The 15,126-nt window shown below is 71.1% G+C and carries 15 protein-coding genes; 11 read left to right on the top strand and 4 right to left on the bottom strand.

The window, feature by feature from the left end; genetic code table 11:
* Positions 1-9 precede the first annotated feature (9 nt).
* Positions 10-999, bottom strand: coding sequence for an N-acetylglucosamine kinase (locus BXA10_RS03485; RefSeq protein ID WP_076468223.1), 990 nt, complete (start codon positions 997-999; stop codon positions 10-12).
* Between the two features lie 190 nt (positions 1,000-1,189).
* Between BXA10_RS03485 and BXA10_RS03480 the strand changes: the two genes are divergently transcribed.
* The 9 genes from BXA10_RS03480 (at position 1,190) to BXA10_RS03440 (ending at position 10,321) form a co-directional block, all read left to right on the top strand.
* Positions 1,190-2,152 carry a MurR/RpiR family transcriptional regulator gene (locus tag BXA10_RS03480; protein WP_076467478.1) on the top strand — a complete coding sequence of 321 codons (963 nt, stop codon included), beginning with the start codon at positions 1,190-1,192 and terminating at the stop codon, positions 2,150-2,152.
* The gene (locus tag BXA10_RS03475; RefSeq protein WP_076467476.1) at positions 2,149-2,898 is read left to right on the top strand and encodes a sugar isomerase domain-containing protein; all 750 of its coding nucleotides are present in this window, start codon (positions 2,149-2,151) and stop codon (positions 2,896-2,898) included. The genes BXA10_RS03480 and BXA10_RS03475 overlap by 4 nt, the downstream gene beginning before the upstream one ends.
* Before the next feature lie 26 nt (positions 2,899-2,924).
* Complete coding sequence (gene ngcE, locus BXA10_RS03470) at positions 2,925-4,373, top strand: N-acetylglucosamine/diacetylchitobiose ABC transporter substrate-binding protein (protein ID WP_076467474.1); 1,449 nt, start codon at positions 2,925-2,927, stop codon at positions 4,371-4,373.
* A 16-nt stretch (positions 4,374-4,389) separates the two neighbouring features.
* Positions 4,390-5,298 carry a carbohydrate ABC transporter permease gene (locus BXA10_RS03465; RefSeq protein WP_076467473.1) on the top strand — a complete coding sequence of 303 codons (909 nt, stop codon included), beginning with the start codon at positions 4,390-4,392 and terminating at the stop codon, positions 5,296-5,298.
* Positions 5,298-6,221: a carbohydrate ABC transporter permease gene (locus BXA10_RS03460; RefSeq protein ID WP_076467472.1), complete on the top strand. Its 924-nt coding sequence runs from the start codon at positions 5,298-5,300 to the stop codon at positions 6,219-6,221. The genes BXA10_RS03465 and BXA10_RS03460 overlap by 1 nt, the downstream gene beginning before the upstream one ends.
* Before the next feature lie 76 nt (positions 6,222-6,297).
* A complete protein-coding gene (locus tag BXA10_RS03455) occupies positions 6,298-7,977 on the top strand; it encodes a bifunctional 3'-5' exonuclease/DNA polymerase (protein ID WP_175649099.1) in 1,680 nt (559 codons plus the stop codon).
* Between the two features lie 139 nt (positions 7,978-8,116).
* Positions 8,117-8,962, top strand: coding sequence for a GNAT family N-acetyltransferase (locus BXA10_RS03450; protein ID WP_217696723.1), 846 nt, complete (start codon positions 8,117-8,119; stop codon positions 8,960-8,962).
* Between the two features lie 122 nt (positions 8,963-9,084).
* Positions 9,085-9,678 (top strand): nucleotidyltransferase family protein, encoded by a 594-nt coding sequence (locus tag BXA10_RS03445; protein ID WP_076468219.1) that lies wholly within the window; start codon positions 9,085-9,087, stop codon positions 9,676-9,678.
* A 91-nt stretch (positions 9,679-9,769) separates the two neighbouring features.
* The gene (locus BXA10_RS03440) at positions 9,770-10,321 is read left to right on the top strand and encodes a hypothetical protein (protein WP_175649097.1); all 552 of its coding nucleotides are present in this window, start codon (positions 9,770-9,772) and stop codon (positions 10,319-10,321) included.
* Here the strand turns inward: BXA10_RS03440 and BXA10_RS03435 are convergent.
* The 3 genes from BXA10_RS03435 to BXA10_RS03425 all read right to left on the bottom strand — a co-directional run bounded on the left by BXA10_RS03435 (position 10,249) and on the right by BXA10_RS03425 (position 12,955).
* A complete protein-coding gene (locus BXA10_RS03435; protein ID WP_245828117.1) occupies positions 10,249-11,031 on the bottom strand; it encodes an alpha/beta fold hydrolase in 783 nt (260 codons plus the stop codon). The genes BXA10_RS03440 and BXA10_RS03435 overlap by 73 nt on opposite strands.
* A gap of 32 nt (positions 11,032-11,063) precedes the next feature.
* Positions 11,064-11,843 (bottom strand): indole-3-glycerol phosphate synthase TrpC, encoded by a 780-nt coding sequence (trpC, locus tag BXA10_RS03430; RefSeq protein ID WP_245828140.1) that lies wholly within the window; start codon positions 11,841-11,843, stop codon positions 11,064-11,066.
* Positions 11,844-11,944: 101 nt separating this feature from the next.
* On the bottom strand, positions 11,945-12,955 hold the full coding sequence (locus BXA10_RS03425) for a GlxA family transcriptional regulator (RefSeq protein ID WP_076468215.1): 1,011 nt from the start codon (positions 12,953-12,955) through the stop codon (positions 11,945-11,947).
* Positions 12,956-13,504: 549 nt separating this feature from the next.
* Between BXA10_RS03425 and BXA10_RS03420 the strand changes: the two genes are divergently transcribed.
* Positions 13,505-14,068: an HD domain-containing protein gene (locus BXA10_RS03420; protein WP_245828116.1), complete on the top strand. Its 564-nt coding sequence runs from the start codon at positions 13,505-13,507 to the stop codon at positions 14,066-14,068.
* A gap of 121 nt (positions 14,069-14,189) precedes the next feature.
* Positions 14,190-15,119, top strand: coding sequence for an NADP-dependent oxidoreductase (locus tag BXA10_RS03415; protein ID WP_076467463.1), 930 nt, complete (start codon positions 14,190-14,192; stop codon positions 15,117-15,119).
* Positions 15,120-15,126 lie beyond the last annotated feature (7 nt).

Below are 15,126 nucleotides of genomic sequence, written 5' to 3'. Positions count from 1 at the left end.
GGCTTGCGATCAGGGCGTCGGGGCGACCAGGAGGGCGTGCAGCGCGGCCGGGTCGGCCACCTCGGGCAGGTCCCGGGCGGCGAGCCAGGCCGCGGCGGCGGCCCCGTCGCCGGCCGTGCACAGTGGTGCCCGCGGCCAACGCCGCGCGGCCTCGGCCCGGACGGCGGCGGCGAGCGGGGTGTCCCCGGTCAGCAGCCCGCCACCGAGCACGAGCGGGCTGGCGGCGTCGGCCGGCCGGATCCGGCTCACGCTGTTGGTCAAGTGGTTCGCGGCGTCGGCGATCAGCCCGGTCGCCGCCGGTTCGCCCGCCACCGCGGCGGCGACGACGGCCGGTGCCAGCCGGGCCAGTTCCACCGGCGGGCGGCGGGTCACCACCTGGATGAGCGCGTCGACGGTGTCCCGGGCGCGGGGGGCCACCTCGGCCGAGCCGAGCAGATCGGTGAGCAGTCGCCGACCCAGCGCGTCGGGTGCGTGACCGCTGTCCAGGTCGGCCAGCAGCCGGCGGACCGCCTCCCGGCCCAGCCAGAACCCGGAGCCGGCGTCGCCGAGCAGCCAGCCGTGTCCGTCCGCGACCCGGTCCAGCCGCAGTTCGCGTACCTCGGCGGCGATGGCGCCGGTGCCGGCTATGAGCACCGTGCCGTCCGGTTCGGCGGTGCCCGAGGCGTAGGCGACCAGCGCGTCGCCGTACACCGCGTACGGGCAGCGCAGCCCGGCGTCGCGCCAGGCCCGGTCGAAGGCCGTCCGACCGGCGGGATCGGCGAGCAGGCGGCCGGCCCCGGCCAGGCCGATCGCCCCGGCGCGCACCCGGGTCGGGTCGACGTTCGCGAGCGCCCCGCGCAGCGCGGCCAGCAGTTCGGCCGCGGCCCGTTCGGCGCCATGGCTGGTGGGGTTGCCGCCGCCGGCCCGGCCGGTGCCGAGGCGTTGCCCGTCCAGCCCGAGGGCGGTGGCCCGGGTGGAGGTACCTCCGACGTCGAGCCCCACCACGACGGTTCCGGACATCCGCATCCCACCTCTTGATCGACGTCGCATTCATGCTGGTCGTCCGGGGGATGTGGGGCAAGCGCCGGACATCGTCCGGGAGCGCGTACCAGGTAACAGTTTGAAAACTTCGCCCACGGTCTTGACACAGAGGGGCCCGCAGTAAGAACTTTTACCACTATCAGTTAACAGTCTTTTCGAAAGGCGTCCCATGGTTGATCACGAGGTGGACACCTCCGCGGGGACCGCGGTGGTCGACGCCGACGTGTTCAACCGACGGGGCGCGCGCGCCGCCGCCAGCGATGGCGTGCTCGCCCGGGTCCGCACCGGACTCGACGAGTTGACCGGGGCGCTGCGCCGGGTCGCCGAACACGTGCTGAGCGACCCCGAGAGCGCTGCCCGTTCCACGATCGTGGAACTGGCCGAGCGCAGCGGCACCTCGCCGGCCACCGTCACCCGGTTCTGCCGCGCCATGGGCTTCGAAGGCTATGCCGACCTGCGGCTGGGCATCGCGGCGGAGACCGGGCGGGCGCGGTCCGCCGGCTGGACCGTCGACATCGGACGGGAGATCCAGCCCGGCGACCCGCTCACCCGGGTGCTCGACCAGGTGATCGCCGCGGACACCCGCGCCATGCACGACACCGCCGCGCTGCTCGACCTCGCCGAGGTGGAGCGGGCCGCGGTGGCGATCGCCGGTGCGTCCCGCGTGAACATCTTCGGTGCCAGCGGCAGCGCACTGGTCGGCGAGGAGATGCAGTTCAGCCTGCACCGCATCGGAGTCGCGGCGTGGGCCTGGAACGACGTGCACGAGGGCCTGGCCAGCGCCGCGCTGCTGCGCCCCGGCGACGTGGCGCTCGGCATCTCACACACCGGGCAGACCCGGGAGACCATCGAGATGCTCGCCGAGGCGGGCAGCCGGGGCGCCACCACAGTGGCGCTGACCGGCTTTCCCCGCTCGCCGCTGGCCGAGCTGGCCGACATCGTCCTGGTCACCGCCAGCCAGGCGACCACGTTCCGGCCGGACGCGCTCAGCGCGCGGCACCCGCAACTGGTCGTGCTCGACCTGCTCTACATCGCGGTGGCCCAGCGGACCCACGACCGGGCCCACGCGGCCTTCCGGCGTACCGCCCAGGCCGTCGACGGCCACAAGGCCGCGAAGGGAGCCGCGTCATGATCAGCGCCCAGGGGTACGCGAACGCCGTCCGCCCGCTGCTCGACCGGCTCGTCGACACCCAGTCCGACGGGCTCGGCCGGGCCGCCGACCTGATCACCGCCAGCCTGCGCGCCGGGGGAGTGCTCCAGGCATTCGGCGCCGGCCACTCCGAGGCGTTCGCCGCCGAACTCGTGGCCCGGGCCGGCGGGCTGGTCCCCAGCAACCGGCTCTCGGTGCACGACCTGGTGCTGCACGGCGACGCCCCGCGTGACGTGCTCGCCGACCCGAAGCTGGAGCGCGACCCCTCCATCGCCCACCGGATCTACGCGCTCGCGGCCCCCGAACCGCGGGACGTGTTCGTGGTGGCGTCCCAGTCCGGCATCAACGGCTCGGTCGTCGAGCTCGCGACGCTGGTCACCGACCGCGGTCATCCGTTGATCGCGGTCACCTCGGTAGAGCACACCGTGCGAGCCGTACCCCGGCATCCGTCCGGCCGGCGGCTCGCCGACCTCGCCGACGTCGTGCTGGACAACGGCGCACCGTACGGCGACGCACTGCTGCCGCTCGATGGCGGTGGCGCGGTCTGTGCGGTCTCCTCGGTCACCACCGCGCTGCTGGCGCAGCTGCTGACCGCGGAGGTCGTACGACGGTTCCACCAGGCCGGAGAGGTACCCCCTATCTACCTCTCCGCCAACGTCCCCGGCGGGGACGAGCACAACCTCGCCCTCGAGTCGCGGTACGCCGGGCGTCTCCGGCGCACCGCCTGACTCGAATCCCACAAGGAGAGACGACGATGTCCGTTACCCCCGAGAACCCGGTGGACCTGAGCCGCCGGACAGTGCTGCGTCGCGCCGCCGCCGTCGGCCTGGCCGTCCCCGCCGTCGGCCTGCTCGGTGCCTGCGCCACCAGTGGCGGCGACGGGGAGACCGAGCAGGTCTCCGGCGGCACCAAGAGCGCCACCAACCCGCTCGGCATCAAGGAGGACGCGCCGATCGAGGTGATCATCTTCAACGGCGGCTACGGCGAGAAGTACGCCACCGACGTGCACGAGCCGCTGTACAAGAAGGCGTTCCCCAAGTCCGAGATCAAGCACCAGGCGACCCAGGCGGTCTCCACCGTGCTCCAGCCGCGGTTCGCCGGGGGCAACCCGCCGGAGTTCGTCAACAACTCGGGCGAGAAGTTCCTCGACTTCGGCGCGCTCGTCAACGACGGCCAGTTGCAGGACCTCACCGAGCTCTGGGACGCGCCGTCGGTCGACGACCCGAACAAGAAGGTGCGCGACACCGTCATCCCGGGCGTCGTCGAGCAGGGCATGTTCACCACCGCCGACGGCGGGCGCAAGCCCTTCGTCCTGTACTACGTCTCGACGGTCTACGGCATCTGGTACTCCGGGAAGCTCTTCAAGGACAACGGCTGGACCGCGCCCACCAACTGGGAGCAGTTCAAGGCGCTCTGCGAGCAGATCAAGGCCAAGGGCATCACGCCGTACGGGTACGCCGGAGCGAACGCGGCCTACTACCAGTGGAACGTGATCCTCACCCAGGCCGCGAAGATCGGCGGCCCCGACGTGCTGAAGAACATCGACAACCTGGAGGACGGCGCCTGGAAGCAGGAGGCCGTCCTGCAGGCCGCCGAGGCGTGGGCCGAGATCGGCGCCAAGTACTCGGACAAGAGCTTCGAGGGGCTCAAGCACACCGATGTGCAGCTCCGGCAGAACCAGGGCAAGCTCGCCTTCTACCCGTCCGGGGACTGGCTGGAGAACGAGCAGAAGAAGGACACGCCGCCCGGCTTCAACTACCAGCTGATGCCGGTACCCAGCCTCACCGCGTCGGACAAGCTGCCGGCCAACGCTATCCGGGCGGCCGGTGGCGAGGGATACTTCGTCTCGGCCAAGAGCAAGAACCCGCGCGGCGGGATGGAGTACATGCGGCAGATGCTCTCGAAGGCGGGCGCGCGGGGCTTCACCGAGACCGTCGGCGCGGCCACCGTGGTGCCGGCCGGCAGCGAGGGGTACGAGTTCCCGCCCGGCGTGGCCAGCTCTCAGGCCGCGCTCAAGGCGGCCGGCGCGAACGTGTTCAACATGATGTTCGACAACTGGTACAAGGAGCTCGACACGGAGGCGCGGACCGCCACCAACGAGCTGATGTTCGGCCGGATCAAGGCGGACGCGTTCGCGGAGCGGATCCAGAAGCGCGCCGACGCGATCAAGAAGGACACCTCCGTCACCAAGTTCAAGCGCTGATCGGAGCGTAGGGGTCATGCGGCACGGCAAGTATCCGTTCGTGATCGGGTTCCTGTTCGTCCCGGTCACGCTGTACGTCGTTTTCGTCATCGCGCCGTACGCGCAGGCGTTCCAGATCTCGATGACCAACTGGCGGGGCCTGTCGGCTCCACAGTGGGTGGGCTTCGACAACTACCGGAGGCTGCTGGACGACGGCAACTTCTGGAAGGCGGTCCAGCACCACGGCGTACTGCTCCTTGCCCTGCCGCTGATCACCATTGCCATCGCGCTGTTCTTCGCCTTCCTGCTCAACGTGGGCGGGCGGAGCAGCGGCGGCCAACGCCAGGGGGTCTGGGGGTCGAAGTTCTACCGCGTGGTGTTCTTCTTCCCCCAGGTCCTGGCCGTGGCGATCATCGCGGTGCTGTTCCAGATGGTGTACCGGCCCAACGAGTCCGGCCTGATCAACGGCGTGCTGATGAAGCTCGGCTTCGATCCGGTGCTGTTCCTCATCAAGCCGAACCTGGCGCTCTGGTCGATCCTCGCGGTGCTGGTCTGGCAGGCGGTCGGCTTCTACGTGGTGCTCTTCTCCGCCGGGATGGCGTCCATCCCGGCCGAGATCTACGAGGCCGCCGAGATGGACGGCGCGACCCGGGTCACGCTCTTCTTCCGGGTCACCCTGCCGCTGCTCTGGGACACCCTCCAGGTCGCCTGGGTCTACCTCGGGATCGCCGCGTTCGACGCGTTCGCCATCGTGGCGGTGCTCTCGGTGGACAGTGGCGGCCCGGACGGCGCCACCACCGTCCTGGCGATGGAGATCTACCGCAACGCCTTCGTCTACTCGAAGTACGGCTACGCCTCGGCGATGGGCGTGGCGTTGTTCTTCCTGACCATCACGTTCGCGGCCCTGACGCTGCGGCTCAGCAAGCGGGAAAGCGTGGAGTACTGATGAACCCGCAGTCGACGCTGCCGCCGACACCGGCGGCGCTGCCCCAGACCGGGACCCGGAACGGCGCCGGGCGGCGCGGGAAGGGCCGACCTTCCGAGGTACGACTGCTCGCCGGTCTCGGTCACGTGGCGCTCGCCGTCTGGGCGGTGATCGTGATCGTGCCGATCCTCTGGACGTTCCTGGCCTCGTTCAAGAACACCACCGAGATCTTCAGCAGCCCGTGGACCCTGCCCGCGGAACTGCGCTGGGAGAACTACGCTCGGGCCTGGACCAAGGCGAACGTCGGCAGGTACTTCCTGAACAGCGTGATCGTCGTCGGCTTCAGCACGTTCGGCACCATGCTGTTCGGTTCGATGGCGGCGTACGTGCTGGCCAGGTACAAGTTCTGGGGCAACCGGGTGATCTACTACCTGTTCGTCTCCGGTCTGGCCTTCCCGGTCTTCCTGGCCCTGGTGCCGCTCTTCTTCGTGGTGAAGAATCTCGGCCTGCTGAACACCCACACCGGGTTGGTGCTGGTCTACATCGCGTACTCGCTGCCGTTCACGATCTTCTTCCTGGCCGCGTTCTTCAAGACGCTGCCGTCGTCGGTGGCCGAGGCGGGGATCATCGACGGTTGTTCGCACACGCGGCTGTTTTTCCAGGTGATGCTGCCGCTGGCGAAGCCGGGTCTGATCAGCCTCACGATCTTCAACGTCATCGGCCAGTGGGCGCAATACCAGCTGCCGTTGGTGCTGCTCTCCAACGCGAAGGACAAGTGGGTGCTCACCCAGGGCATCGCCGACATTTCAGTCAACGCCGGTTACGAGGCCGACTGGTCCGGACTCTTCGCCGCCCTCACCATCGCGATCCTGCCGATGATCATCGTGTACGCGATCTTCCAGCGCCAGATCCAGTCCGGCCTGACCTCCGGCGCCGTCAAATAACCCCACCGCCCACCAACCCCACCGCCCACCGGCGGCCCTGGGTCGGGTGTCAGGGGGGCGAGGCAGAATCGCATCCGTGCTGGTGGCGGTGGTGGGTGACGAGGGCGGCAGCGGTGGCGTGCTGCAGGCGCTCGACGACGGTGGGCGGCCCGCGGGGCCGCCGGAGCGGGTGGCCGATCTGCCCGCCGCGGTGGCCGCCCGCGAGCACGCCGAGCGCCCGCGCTGGGTGTGGGCGTCCGGCCCGTCCGTCTACCCGGGTCTGCTGCGTGCCGGGGTCCGAGTCGACAGGTGTCACGACGTCGAGCTGACCGAGGCGCTGCTGCTCGGCCACGCCGGACGCTGGGGCGAGCCACGCTCGCTCGCCGCCGCCTGGGCCCGGCTGACCGGCGCGCCGGTGCCACCCGACCCGCCACCGCGGGCGCCCGCGCCGCCCGGCCTCGGTCAGGACGCGCTCTTCGACACCCCGTCCGGCGCGCCGGGCCCGGGCATCGAAGCGCTCGTCCGGGTGTACGCCGACCAGCTCGCCCGCATCGCCGCCACCGCGCACCCCGGGCGGTTCCGGCTGCTCGTCGCCGCCGAGTCGGCGGGTGTGCTGGTCGCCGCCGAGATGGGGGCCGCCGGGCTGCCCTGGCGCGCCGACGTGCACGACGAGATCCTCACCGAGCTGCTCGGCGAACCGTCCCCGGTCGGCGGGCCGCCCCGCCGGCTGGCCGAGCTGGCCGCCCGGATCGCCGACGCGTTCGGCGTACGACAGTTGCACGCCGACTCCCCGGCGGAGCTGCTGCGCGCCTTCGCCCGCGCCGGGGTGGAGCTGCCCAACACCCGGGCCTGGGTGCTGCGCGGGGTCGACCACCCGGCGGTGCCGCTCGTCCTGGAATACAAGGAGCTCTACCGGATCTGGACGGCACACGGCTGGTCGTGGCGCGAGCAGTGGGTGCGCGACGGCCGGTTCCAGCCGGAGTACGTACCGGGCGGGGTGGTCTCCGGCCGGTGGGCCACCCGCGGCGGCGGGGCGTTGCAGATCCCCAAGGTGATCCGGCGGGCGGTGGTGGCCGACCCGGGCCGGCGGTTCGTGGTCGCCGACGCGGGCCAGCTCGAACCCCGGGTGCTCGCCGCGGTCTCCGGCGATGCCCGCCTCGCCGCGGCGGGCGGCGCGGGCGACCTCTACGCCGCCCTGGCCCAGGATGCGTTCGGCGGCGATCGGGCCCGGGCCAAGGTGGCGCTGCTCGGCGCGATGTACGGCCAGACCGGCGGTGCGGCGGTGCCCGCGCTGGCGGTGCTCAAGCGCAGCTACCCGACCGCGTTCGGCTACGTGGAGGCGGCCGCGCGTACCGGCGAGGCCGGTGGCCTGGTGCGCTCCTGGCTGGGGCGGACGTGTCCGCCCGGCTCGGCCGGGTTCACGGATCCGGGGGACGGCCCGTTCGATCCGGACGTCGCCGACCCGCAGAGTTCACGGGCTCGCGCGGCCCGGTCCCGGGGCCGGTTCACCCGCAACTTCGTCATCCAGGCGACCGCCGCCGAGTGGGCTTCCACGCTGCTGGCGACGCTGCGCGGTGACCTCGCGGGCACCGGGGCCGAGCTGGTGTTCTTCCAGCACGACGAGGTGATCGTGCACGCCCCGGCCGAGCAGGCCGACGCGGTGGCGGAGGCGGTCACCCGCGCCGGCGAACGGGCGTCCCGGCTGTTGTTCGGCGACACTCCGGTGCGGTTCCCGCTGGATCTGTCCGTCGTCGACTGCTACGCGGACGCCGTGTGACGCTCGTCGGCCTGCCTTCAGGGTCGTGCGGTCGGTGGCCGACCGCGTGCGGCGCGGCCCGGCGCCCTCATGGCGTGACCGATGTAACGCCCCACCACGGCCGCCGAGCGCGCCGCTCGAACTGCGGCATCCTTGCGGCGTGAGCAGGACCGACGCAGAGTTGACCACCGCGATGGCCGAGGCGGCCGAGGCGGACTTCATGTACGCGTACGAGACGGCGACGCCGCCGGTCGACCGGGAACGGCTCGGTATCACCACCAGCCGGATCGGTGGCGGCGTGGTCCTGTCTATGCGCAACGACCCGGTCGCCTACTGGAGCAAGGCCCTAGGCTTCGGTTTCGCCGAACCTGTCACTCGTGAGCTGGTGGATCGGATCGTCGCCTTCTACCGGGCCCAGGGCACGCCGGAGGCGGTGATCCAGATCGCCCCGTCGGTCCTGCCGGCCGAGTGGGACGACATCCGCGCCGCGTACGAGATCGAGCCGACGACGTCGTGGGTGAAGCTGGCGGCTCCGATCACGGAGGTCACGCCCGGGGCCGGTACCCGGCTGCGGGTCGGCCCGGTGGGCGAGAGCGACGCCGAGGAGTGGGCGCAGGTGCTCCTGCGGGGCTTCGGCATGCCGACCGAGGGGCTCGCCGGGATGGTGGCGGCCAGCGTCGGACATCCCCAGTTCCATCCGTACGGTGTCTGGGACGGTGCCGACCTGGTCGGCGGCGCGAACCTCTTCGTACGTGGCCCGGTCGGCGCGCTCAACTCCGGGGCGACGCTGCCCAGCCACCGCAACCTCGGGGTGCAGTCGGCCCTGATCGCGGCGCGCGCCGAGGCGGCGCGGGCGGCCGGCTGCCGGTGGCTGATCGCGGAGACGGGGCAGCCCGCGGAGGGTACGAAGAACCAGTCCCTGGCCAACCTGGAGCGCGCCGGGCTGCGGGTCCGGTACGTCCGGCGGAACTGGCGGTGGCGGGCCGACGCCCCGTCCGATGCATAACGGTTGTGCTGTTTCTCCTTTTCGCCCCGCCACCCCCGGTCGGCCGTGCTCGTTGCAGTCTCCGTAGGACGGGACCAGCCGGTCCCATGCTCGAGGGGGCGCAGCTGAACCGGATCGCAGGAATGATCATCGCCGCGGGCGGCGGCCGCCGGATCGGTGGCCCGGAGGCCCTGCTGCACCAGGGAGCGAAACCCCTGGTCAACCGGATGATCGACACGATGACCCAGGCGGGCTGCGAGCGGATCGTGGTGGTGCTCGGCGCTGCCGCGGACCAGGTACGCGAGACGGCCGACCTGACCGGGGCCACGGTGGTGGTCAACCGGGCGTGGGGGACCGGGGTCGGCTCGTCCATCCGCGCCGGACTCGCCGCGATAGACGACGAGTTGGTCGAGGCGGTGGTGGTCGTACCCGTCGACATGCCGGGGCTGACCCCGGCCGCGGTGCGGCGGGTGGCCGCGCTGCCGTACCCGGACGTGCTGGTCTGCGCCACCTACGACGGGCTGCGCGGCTACCCGATGCTCTTCGGCCGCCGGCACTGGGCCGGCATCGCGACCCTGGCCAGTGCCGACGTCGGAGCCCGGCCGTACCTGCTGGCGCACAAGGACCAGATCGTCGACATCGCCTGCGACACGGTGGCCGACGGCAGCCGGGTGGACACGCCCGAGTTGATGGCCCTCTACGGCCTGACCGTCCCACCCCAGCGCGTCGGCGTCTGATCCCCCGTTACGTGCCCCCACGGTCACGGGCCGTTGCGATAACGTCTCTCCACCGACGTGACCGGACGCGTCAGGGGCACGGGGGTGCGCTGTGGGAACGATCGCTCGACACGTCGCCGGTGCGGTGGTCGCCTGGCTCGTCGTCACGTTCGAGGGGCTGGTGGGCTACCTCGGCCTGCTCGGATACGCACTGATCACGGGCACGGATCCGGGCGGGCCGCTCGCGGGGCCGGTCTTCGTACTGGTCGCCGCGCTGGTGGGCTTCGTCGTGGTGCCGCTGCTGGTGGTCCCGGCCGTCGTGGTCGGTGAGGTGACGGGGCGGCGTCGGGGCCGGTTCACGGGCGCCCTGATCGGCGGGGGAGGGGCCATGCTGCTCGCCGCGTTCGGCGCGGCGGCGGTGGCGCTGGCCACCGGCGCGTCCGCGGGAGGGTCAGTCCTGGCCGGTCTGGTCGCCGCGCTCGCCGTCGTCGGGCCGGTTGCGGCGCACGCCGCCACGGCCGAGGCGGTACGCCGCACGGCCCGGCGGATCCGTCAGCGCCAACCCGCCACGGTCGCTGCGGAACTCCCTCGTCAGCTCCTCGTTCGGCCCAGCCAATCCTGGGTCAGCGACCGCAACAGCGCGGGTTGTTCGAACGGGAGGTAGTGCCCGGCCGCGTCGACCACCGTGAAGGTGCCCCGGGGATAGTGGCGCATGGAGCGGAACTGGTCGGCATAACCGGCTATCCCGTCCTGTCGGCCGGTGATCACGCTGACCGGACCGCTGAAGACGATGTCCGCATCCTCATCGGGGAGCGCGTAGTCAGCGCCCCCTTGCAGCTCTCCTTGGAACTTCTCATCGCCGGGCCCGCCGGATTCCAGCGCCCTGAGCACCGTCGCGACGACAGCCGAGGTGCGATGGCCCAGAGCCGCGTCGAGGTGTGGGCGCAGTTCGGCGGGGGCGTCGTCCAGCCAACCCGTGGGTGCTTCGGGCGGCTCGAACTCAGGCAGGTCCCGGTCTTCTCGTAGGATTTTGACGCCCGCGCAGACGAGTAGCAGGCCACTGACGAGCTCGGGCCGTTGGCGTGCGATTCCGGCGGCGAGATAGGCGCCGTACGATGCGCCGGCCAGCAGGACCGGCTTGTCGACGTTGCGGTCGAGCCACGCGCACACGGTGTCCAGCACCGCCTGCGAGGTGGCTCGGCAGTTCGCTGGCGAATCTCCGTGGCCGGGCAGGTCCAGATACACCTCCCGCACGCCGCCACCCGCGAATGCGGGCGCGAAGGCTGCGGCCGTGGCGGCGCGCGTCATGCTGAACATCGGGAGGCACACGACCACCGGTCCGGCTCCCCGTGATTCATCAAACGCCAGGTCCATCCGAAATCCCCACGGGTCTCTTCACGGCCGGGTCAGTCGCCGGCCGCCGCCATGAACTCCCGCACCGAGCTACGCGGGTCGCCCGAGCGCACCAGCGCTTCGCCGACCAGTACGACGTCGGCACCCCACTGACGGTACTCGGCGACATCCTCGGGCCCGGAGACGCCGGACTCGGCCACCGCGACCGTCCCCGCGGGGATGGCAGGGGCCAGCTGCTTGAAGACCGTACGGTCCACCTCGAGCGTGGTCAGATCGCGCGCGTTGACGCCGATCAGGTCGGCGCCCGCCTCGACGGCTCGGGCGAGCTCGTCGGCGGTGTGCGCCTCCACGAGCGCGGTCAGCCCGAGTTCACGGGTCAGGCCCAGCAGGTCGGCGAGCAGCCCACCGTCGAGCGAGACCACCATCAGCAGGATCAGGTCCGCCCCGTGGGCGCGGGTCTCCCACACCTGGTACGGCGTGACGATGAAGTCCTTCCGGAGGATCGGGATGTCCACGGCCCGGCGGACGGACTCCAGGTCGACGAGCGAGCCGGCGAACCGCCGTTGCTCGGTAAGTACGCTGACCGCCGCCGCGCCACCCGCCGCGTACTCCTTCGCGAGGGCCGCGGGGTCCGGGATGTCGGCGAGCGCGCCCTTGCTCGGGCTGCTGCGCTTCACCTCGGCGATGATCGAGACACCGGGAGCGCGGAACCGCGGGAGTACCTCCAGGGCCGGTGGGGTGTCGCCGACGCGTGCCTTCAGCTCCGCCAGCGAGACCGCGCTCTGCCGGGTCGCCAGGTCCTCACGGACACCGTCAAGAATTCCATCCAGCACGCTCAACGTTTCTCCCGAATAGCACCGGTTCTTCCCATCGCTGCCGAACGGTACCGCCGCAAGGTCTTCTTCGGCCAGCGGCGATATCCGTGCTGTTGCGCCTACTGGCTCGCGCTGGTACGGCGGGCGGTGCTGAAGCGGCGTTGGTAGGCGGCCGGGCTGATCGACAGTTTCCTGGAGAAGACCCGGCGCATGCTCTCGTAGCTGGGGAATCCGGCGACCGCCGCGGCCTGCGACGCGGTGTGTCCTTGATCAAGGAGCGCGCGGGCCAGGTCGAACCGGATGTTCTCCACGTACCGGGCCGGTGTCGTGGACAGTTCGTCGTGGAAGAGCCGGGTGAGCTGCCGGGTGCTCACGTTGAGATGTTTCGCGAGCTCACCGAGCGAGTGGTCGCCCCGGGGGTTCGCCGTCACCAGGTCCGTGATCCTGCGGAGAGCCGGCGAGCGGGGCGGCGGTCCCTGCAGCGGTGCCGAGAACTGGGACTGCCCGCCCGCGCGCTGCATGTACACCACTAGGGCGCGGGCGACATCGCGCGCCAGGTCGGGCCCGTGGTCCTCCTCGACGAGGGCGAGCGCCAGGTCGATTCCGGCCGTCACCCCGGCCGAGGTGTACGTGGTGCCATCGCGAACGTAGATCGCATCAGGCTCGACGCGGCACGTCGGGTATCGGGTGGCGAGTTCGTGCGCGACCTTCCAGTGCGTGGTCGCGCGCTTGCCGTCGAGGAGACCGGCAGCGGCGAGTACGAACGCCCCGGTGCAGATCGACGCGACCCGGCCGGCCCCAGCTGCCGGTACCCGCACGGCGTCCGCCAGGTCGTCCGGGACATGAGCGCGCGGATAGAGGTCGGACCCGGAGACCAGTAACGTGTCGAAAACCGGCTCTGCGGAGACGGCGTCGTCGACGGAGAGCCGCACTCCGAGGTTCGACGTGACGTCCGCTCCGGTCGGCGACAGCAGCACGATCTGGTAGTCGGCGCCGAACCGGTTCGCCTCCTTGAACACTTCCGCGGGTCCGGCGACGTCCAGCAACGTCACTCCGTCGTAAACGAGGATCGCGACGCGATGGGCGGAAGGGTGCACCGCCCGGGTCGGCGGCGCAGGAGGCGTGGACACCGTCCAGTGGTAGCACACAGCGATACCGCGGATGACGAGGGTGCTCGTCGGCGGGAACTCGTGAATGAACCCGGCGTTATCTCCCGCCGATAGCGGGCACCACCTGGCGTGAGTGCTGAGGAGTCACGGTGCCGTTCGCACCCGACTGCGCCGATTGGTGCCGATGTCCTCTGGCTGCCGGGTGAGTGCATCGCGCGTGAGCTTGATACCTCAGAGGCATATTTATGACTCTGAGGTATCGCCTCGTGGGCATATCAGCCTCGCGGGAGCGACGGTGCGACGGTGCGAGCGGCGGTGGGGGTCGAATCCCGGGTCAGCCGGCCCGCGACCGTGGCGCACCCGAATGCGCCGCGCCCCGTCCGGATATGAGTGATTCCTGGCCTGACGAAGGCGGCGGTGCACCCCCGTCGGTGAGCAGCATGGAGGTCGGACAAACGGTCCGCGGCCGACACAATTCACAGAGAGTCAGAGGTCATGCCAGAGGTCATCGCGGGGTTGGAGATTCCTGAGACAGCGGCGGTCGCCGAAGCGACCAGGCTGGTACAGGAGATGACGAGGCCCCCCATCTACCACCACTCCCGGCGAGCCTTCCTCTTCAGCCTGATGCACGCGCAAAAGCTCGGTGTACGGCCGGATCCGGAGCTGCTCTACCTGTCGGCCGTGTTCCACGACGTCGGCCTCCTGACCCCCTTCTCCGACGCCGTGCAGCGCTTCGAAGTCGACGGCGCCGACCACGCGCGCAAGTTCCTCCTGGACCGGGGCTTCTCGACCGCCGGCGCCGAGACCGTCTGGATGGCGATCGCACTGCACACGACGCTCGGCATCCCGGAGCGGATGGCCCCGGAGATCGCGTTCACGCAGCTCGGCATCGCGACCGACGTGATCGGCGTCGGCCTGGATGGACTGGATCCCGATCAGGTGAACGAGATCCTCGCCGTCCACCCACGCGGGGACTTCAAGAACGAGTTCCTGCGAGCCCACGTCGACGGGCTGAAGGACCGCCCCCACACCACGGACGGCACCATGAACTCCGACATCCTCGAACATTTCATCCCGGGCTTCCAGCACACGAACATGCTCGAAGCCATCCTCAACTCGCCCTGGGAAAGCTGACCCGCACCCGGCCACGCCGCCGGGCGGGTCGAGTTCGCCCCCGAGGGGCGGACGCACCTGGAGTCACGTTGGCGCTGTGGGCACCGCCGTTACCCGACGAACGTTCCCGAGAGGATTCGACGTGCGAGCGATCACCGTACGCGACCGCGACGCGGGTATCGGCGGGCTCACCCTGACCGACCTGCCCTACCCCCACGCCGCGGAGAACGACGTCATCGTGCGCGTGCACGCCGCCGGCTTCACCCCCGGTGAGCTCGACTGGCCCGCGACGTGGACCGATCGCGCCGGCCGCGATCGGACACCCAGCGTCCCCGGGCACGAGCTGTCCGGAACCGTGGTCGAACTCGGCTACGGAACCACCGGCCTCACCGTGGGCCAGCGGGTGTTCGGGCTGACCGATTGGGCCCGCAACGGATCCCTGGCCGAGTACACCGCGGTGGAGGCTCGCAACCTCGCCCCCCTCGCGGCCGACATCGACCACACCGTGGCCGCCGCGCTGCCCATCTCGGGGCTGACCGCATGGCAGGGACTTTTCGACCACGGCCGTCTCACGACCGGCCAGACCGTGCTCATTCACGGCGCCGCCGGCGGCGTCGGCTCGATCGCCGTTCAGCTCGCGCGGGAGGTGGGCGCCCGGGTGATCGGCACCGGTCGAGCCGAGGACCGCGATGTCGCACTCGGCCTCGGCGCGCACACCTTCCTCGACCTGGCCGCCGACGATCTGCGGAACGTCGGCGAGGTGGACGTGGTGTTCGACGTCATCGGTGGCGAGATTCTCGAGCGATCCACCGAACTGGTACGTCCGGGCGGCACCCTGGTCACCATCGCCGTGCCACCCACCGTGCAGCCCGAGCACGGACGCGCCATCTTCTTCGTCGTCGAACCCGATCGCGTCCGGCTGGCCGACCTCGCCGAGCGCCTCCGGGCCGGCCGGCTCAAGCCCATCGTGGGCGAGGTGCGACCGCTCGCCGAGACGGCCTCCGCGTTCGCCCGTCGCCGCCGCACGCCGGGCAAGACGATCATTCAGGTGGCGGACGAACAAGGCGCGTGACCGGCGC

The sequence above is a fragment of the Micromonospora avicenniae genome (assembly GCF_900156065.1).
Taxonomy (GTDB): Bacteria; Actinomycetota; Actinomycetes; order Mycobacteriales; family Micromonosporaceae; genus Micromonospora; species Micromonospora avicenniae.
This window is presented reverse-complemented; position numbering and strand designations above follow the sequence as displayed.

What these genes read in the sequence shown, in the direction of transcription:
- BXA10_RS03445 (WP_076468219.1), top strand. Translation starts at nt 9,085, where the DNA reads ATGATCATCGCCGCGGGCGGCGGCCGCCGGATCGGTGGCCCGGAGGCC.
- BXA10_RS03420 (WP_245828116.1), top strand. Translation starts at nt 13,505, where the DNA reads ATGACGAGGCCCCCCATCTACCACCACTCCCGGCGAGCCTTCCTCTTC.
- BXA10_RS03465 (WP_076467473.1), top strand. Translation starts at nt 4,390, where the DNA reads ATGCGGCACGGCAAGTATCCGTTCGTGATCGGGTTCCTGTTCGTCCCG.
- BXA10_RS03480 (WP_076467478.1), top strand. Translation starts at nt 1,190, where the DNA reads ATGGTTGATCACGAGGTGGACACCTCCGCGGGGACCGCGGTGGTCGAC.
- BXA10_RS03475 (WP_076467476.1), top strand. Translation starts at nt 2,149, where the DNA reads ATGATCAGCGCCCAGGGGTACGCGAACGCCGTCCGCCCGCTGCTCGAC.
- BXA10_RS03485 (WP_076468223.1), bottom strand. Translation starts at nt 999, where the DNA reads ATGTCCGGAACCGTCGTGGTGGGGCTCGACGTCGGAGGTACCTCCACC.
- ngcE (WP_076467474.1), top strand. Translation starts at nt 2,925, where the DNA reads ATGTCCGTTACCCCCGAGAACCCGGTGGACCTGAGCCGCCGGACAGTG.
- BXA10_RS03460 (WP_076467472.1), top strand. Translation starts at nt 5,298, where the DNA reads ATGAACCCGCAGTCGACGCTGCCGCCGACACCGGCGGCGCTGCCCCAG.
- BXA10_RS03435 (WP_245828117.1), bottom strand. Translation starts at nt 11,031, where the DNA reads ATGGACCTGGCGTTTGATGAATCACGGGGAGCCGGACCGGTGGTCGTG.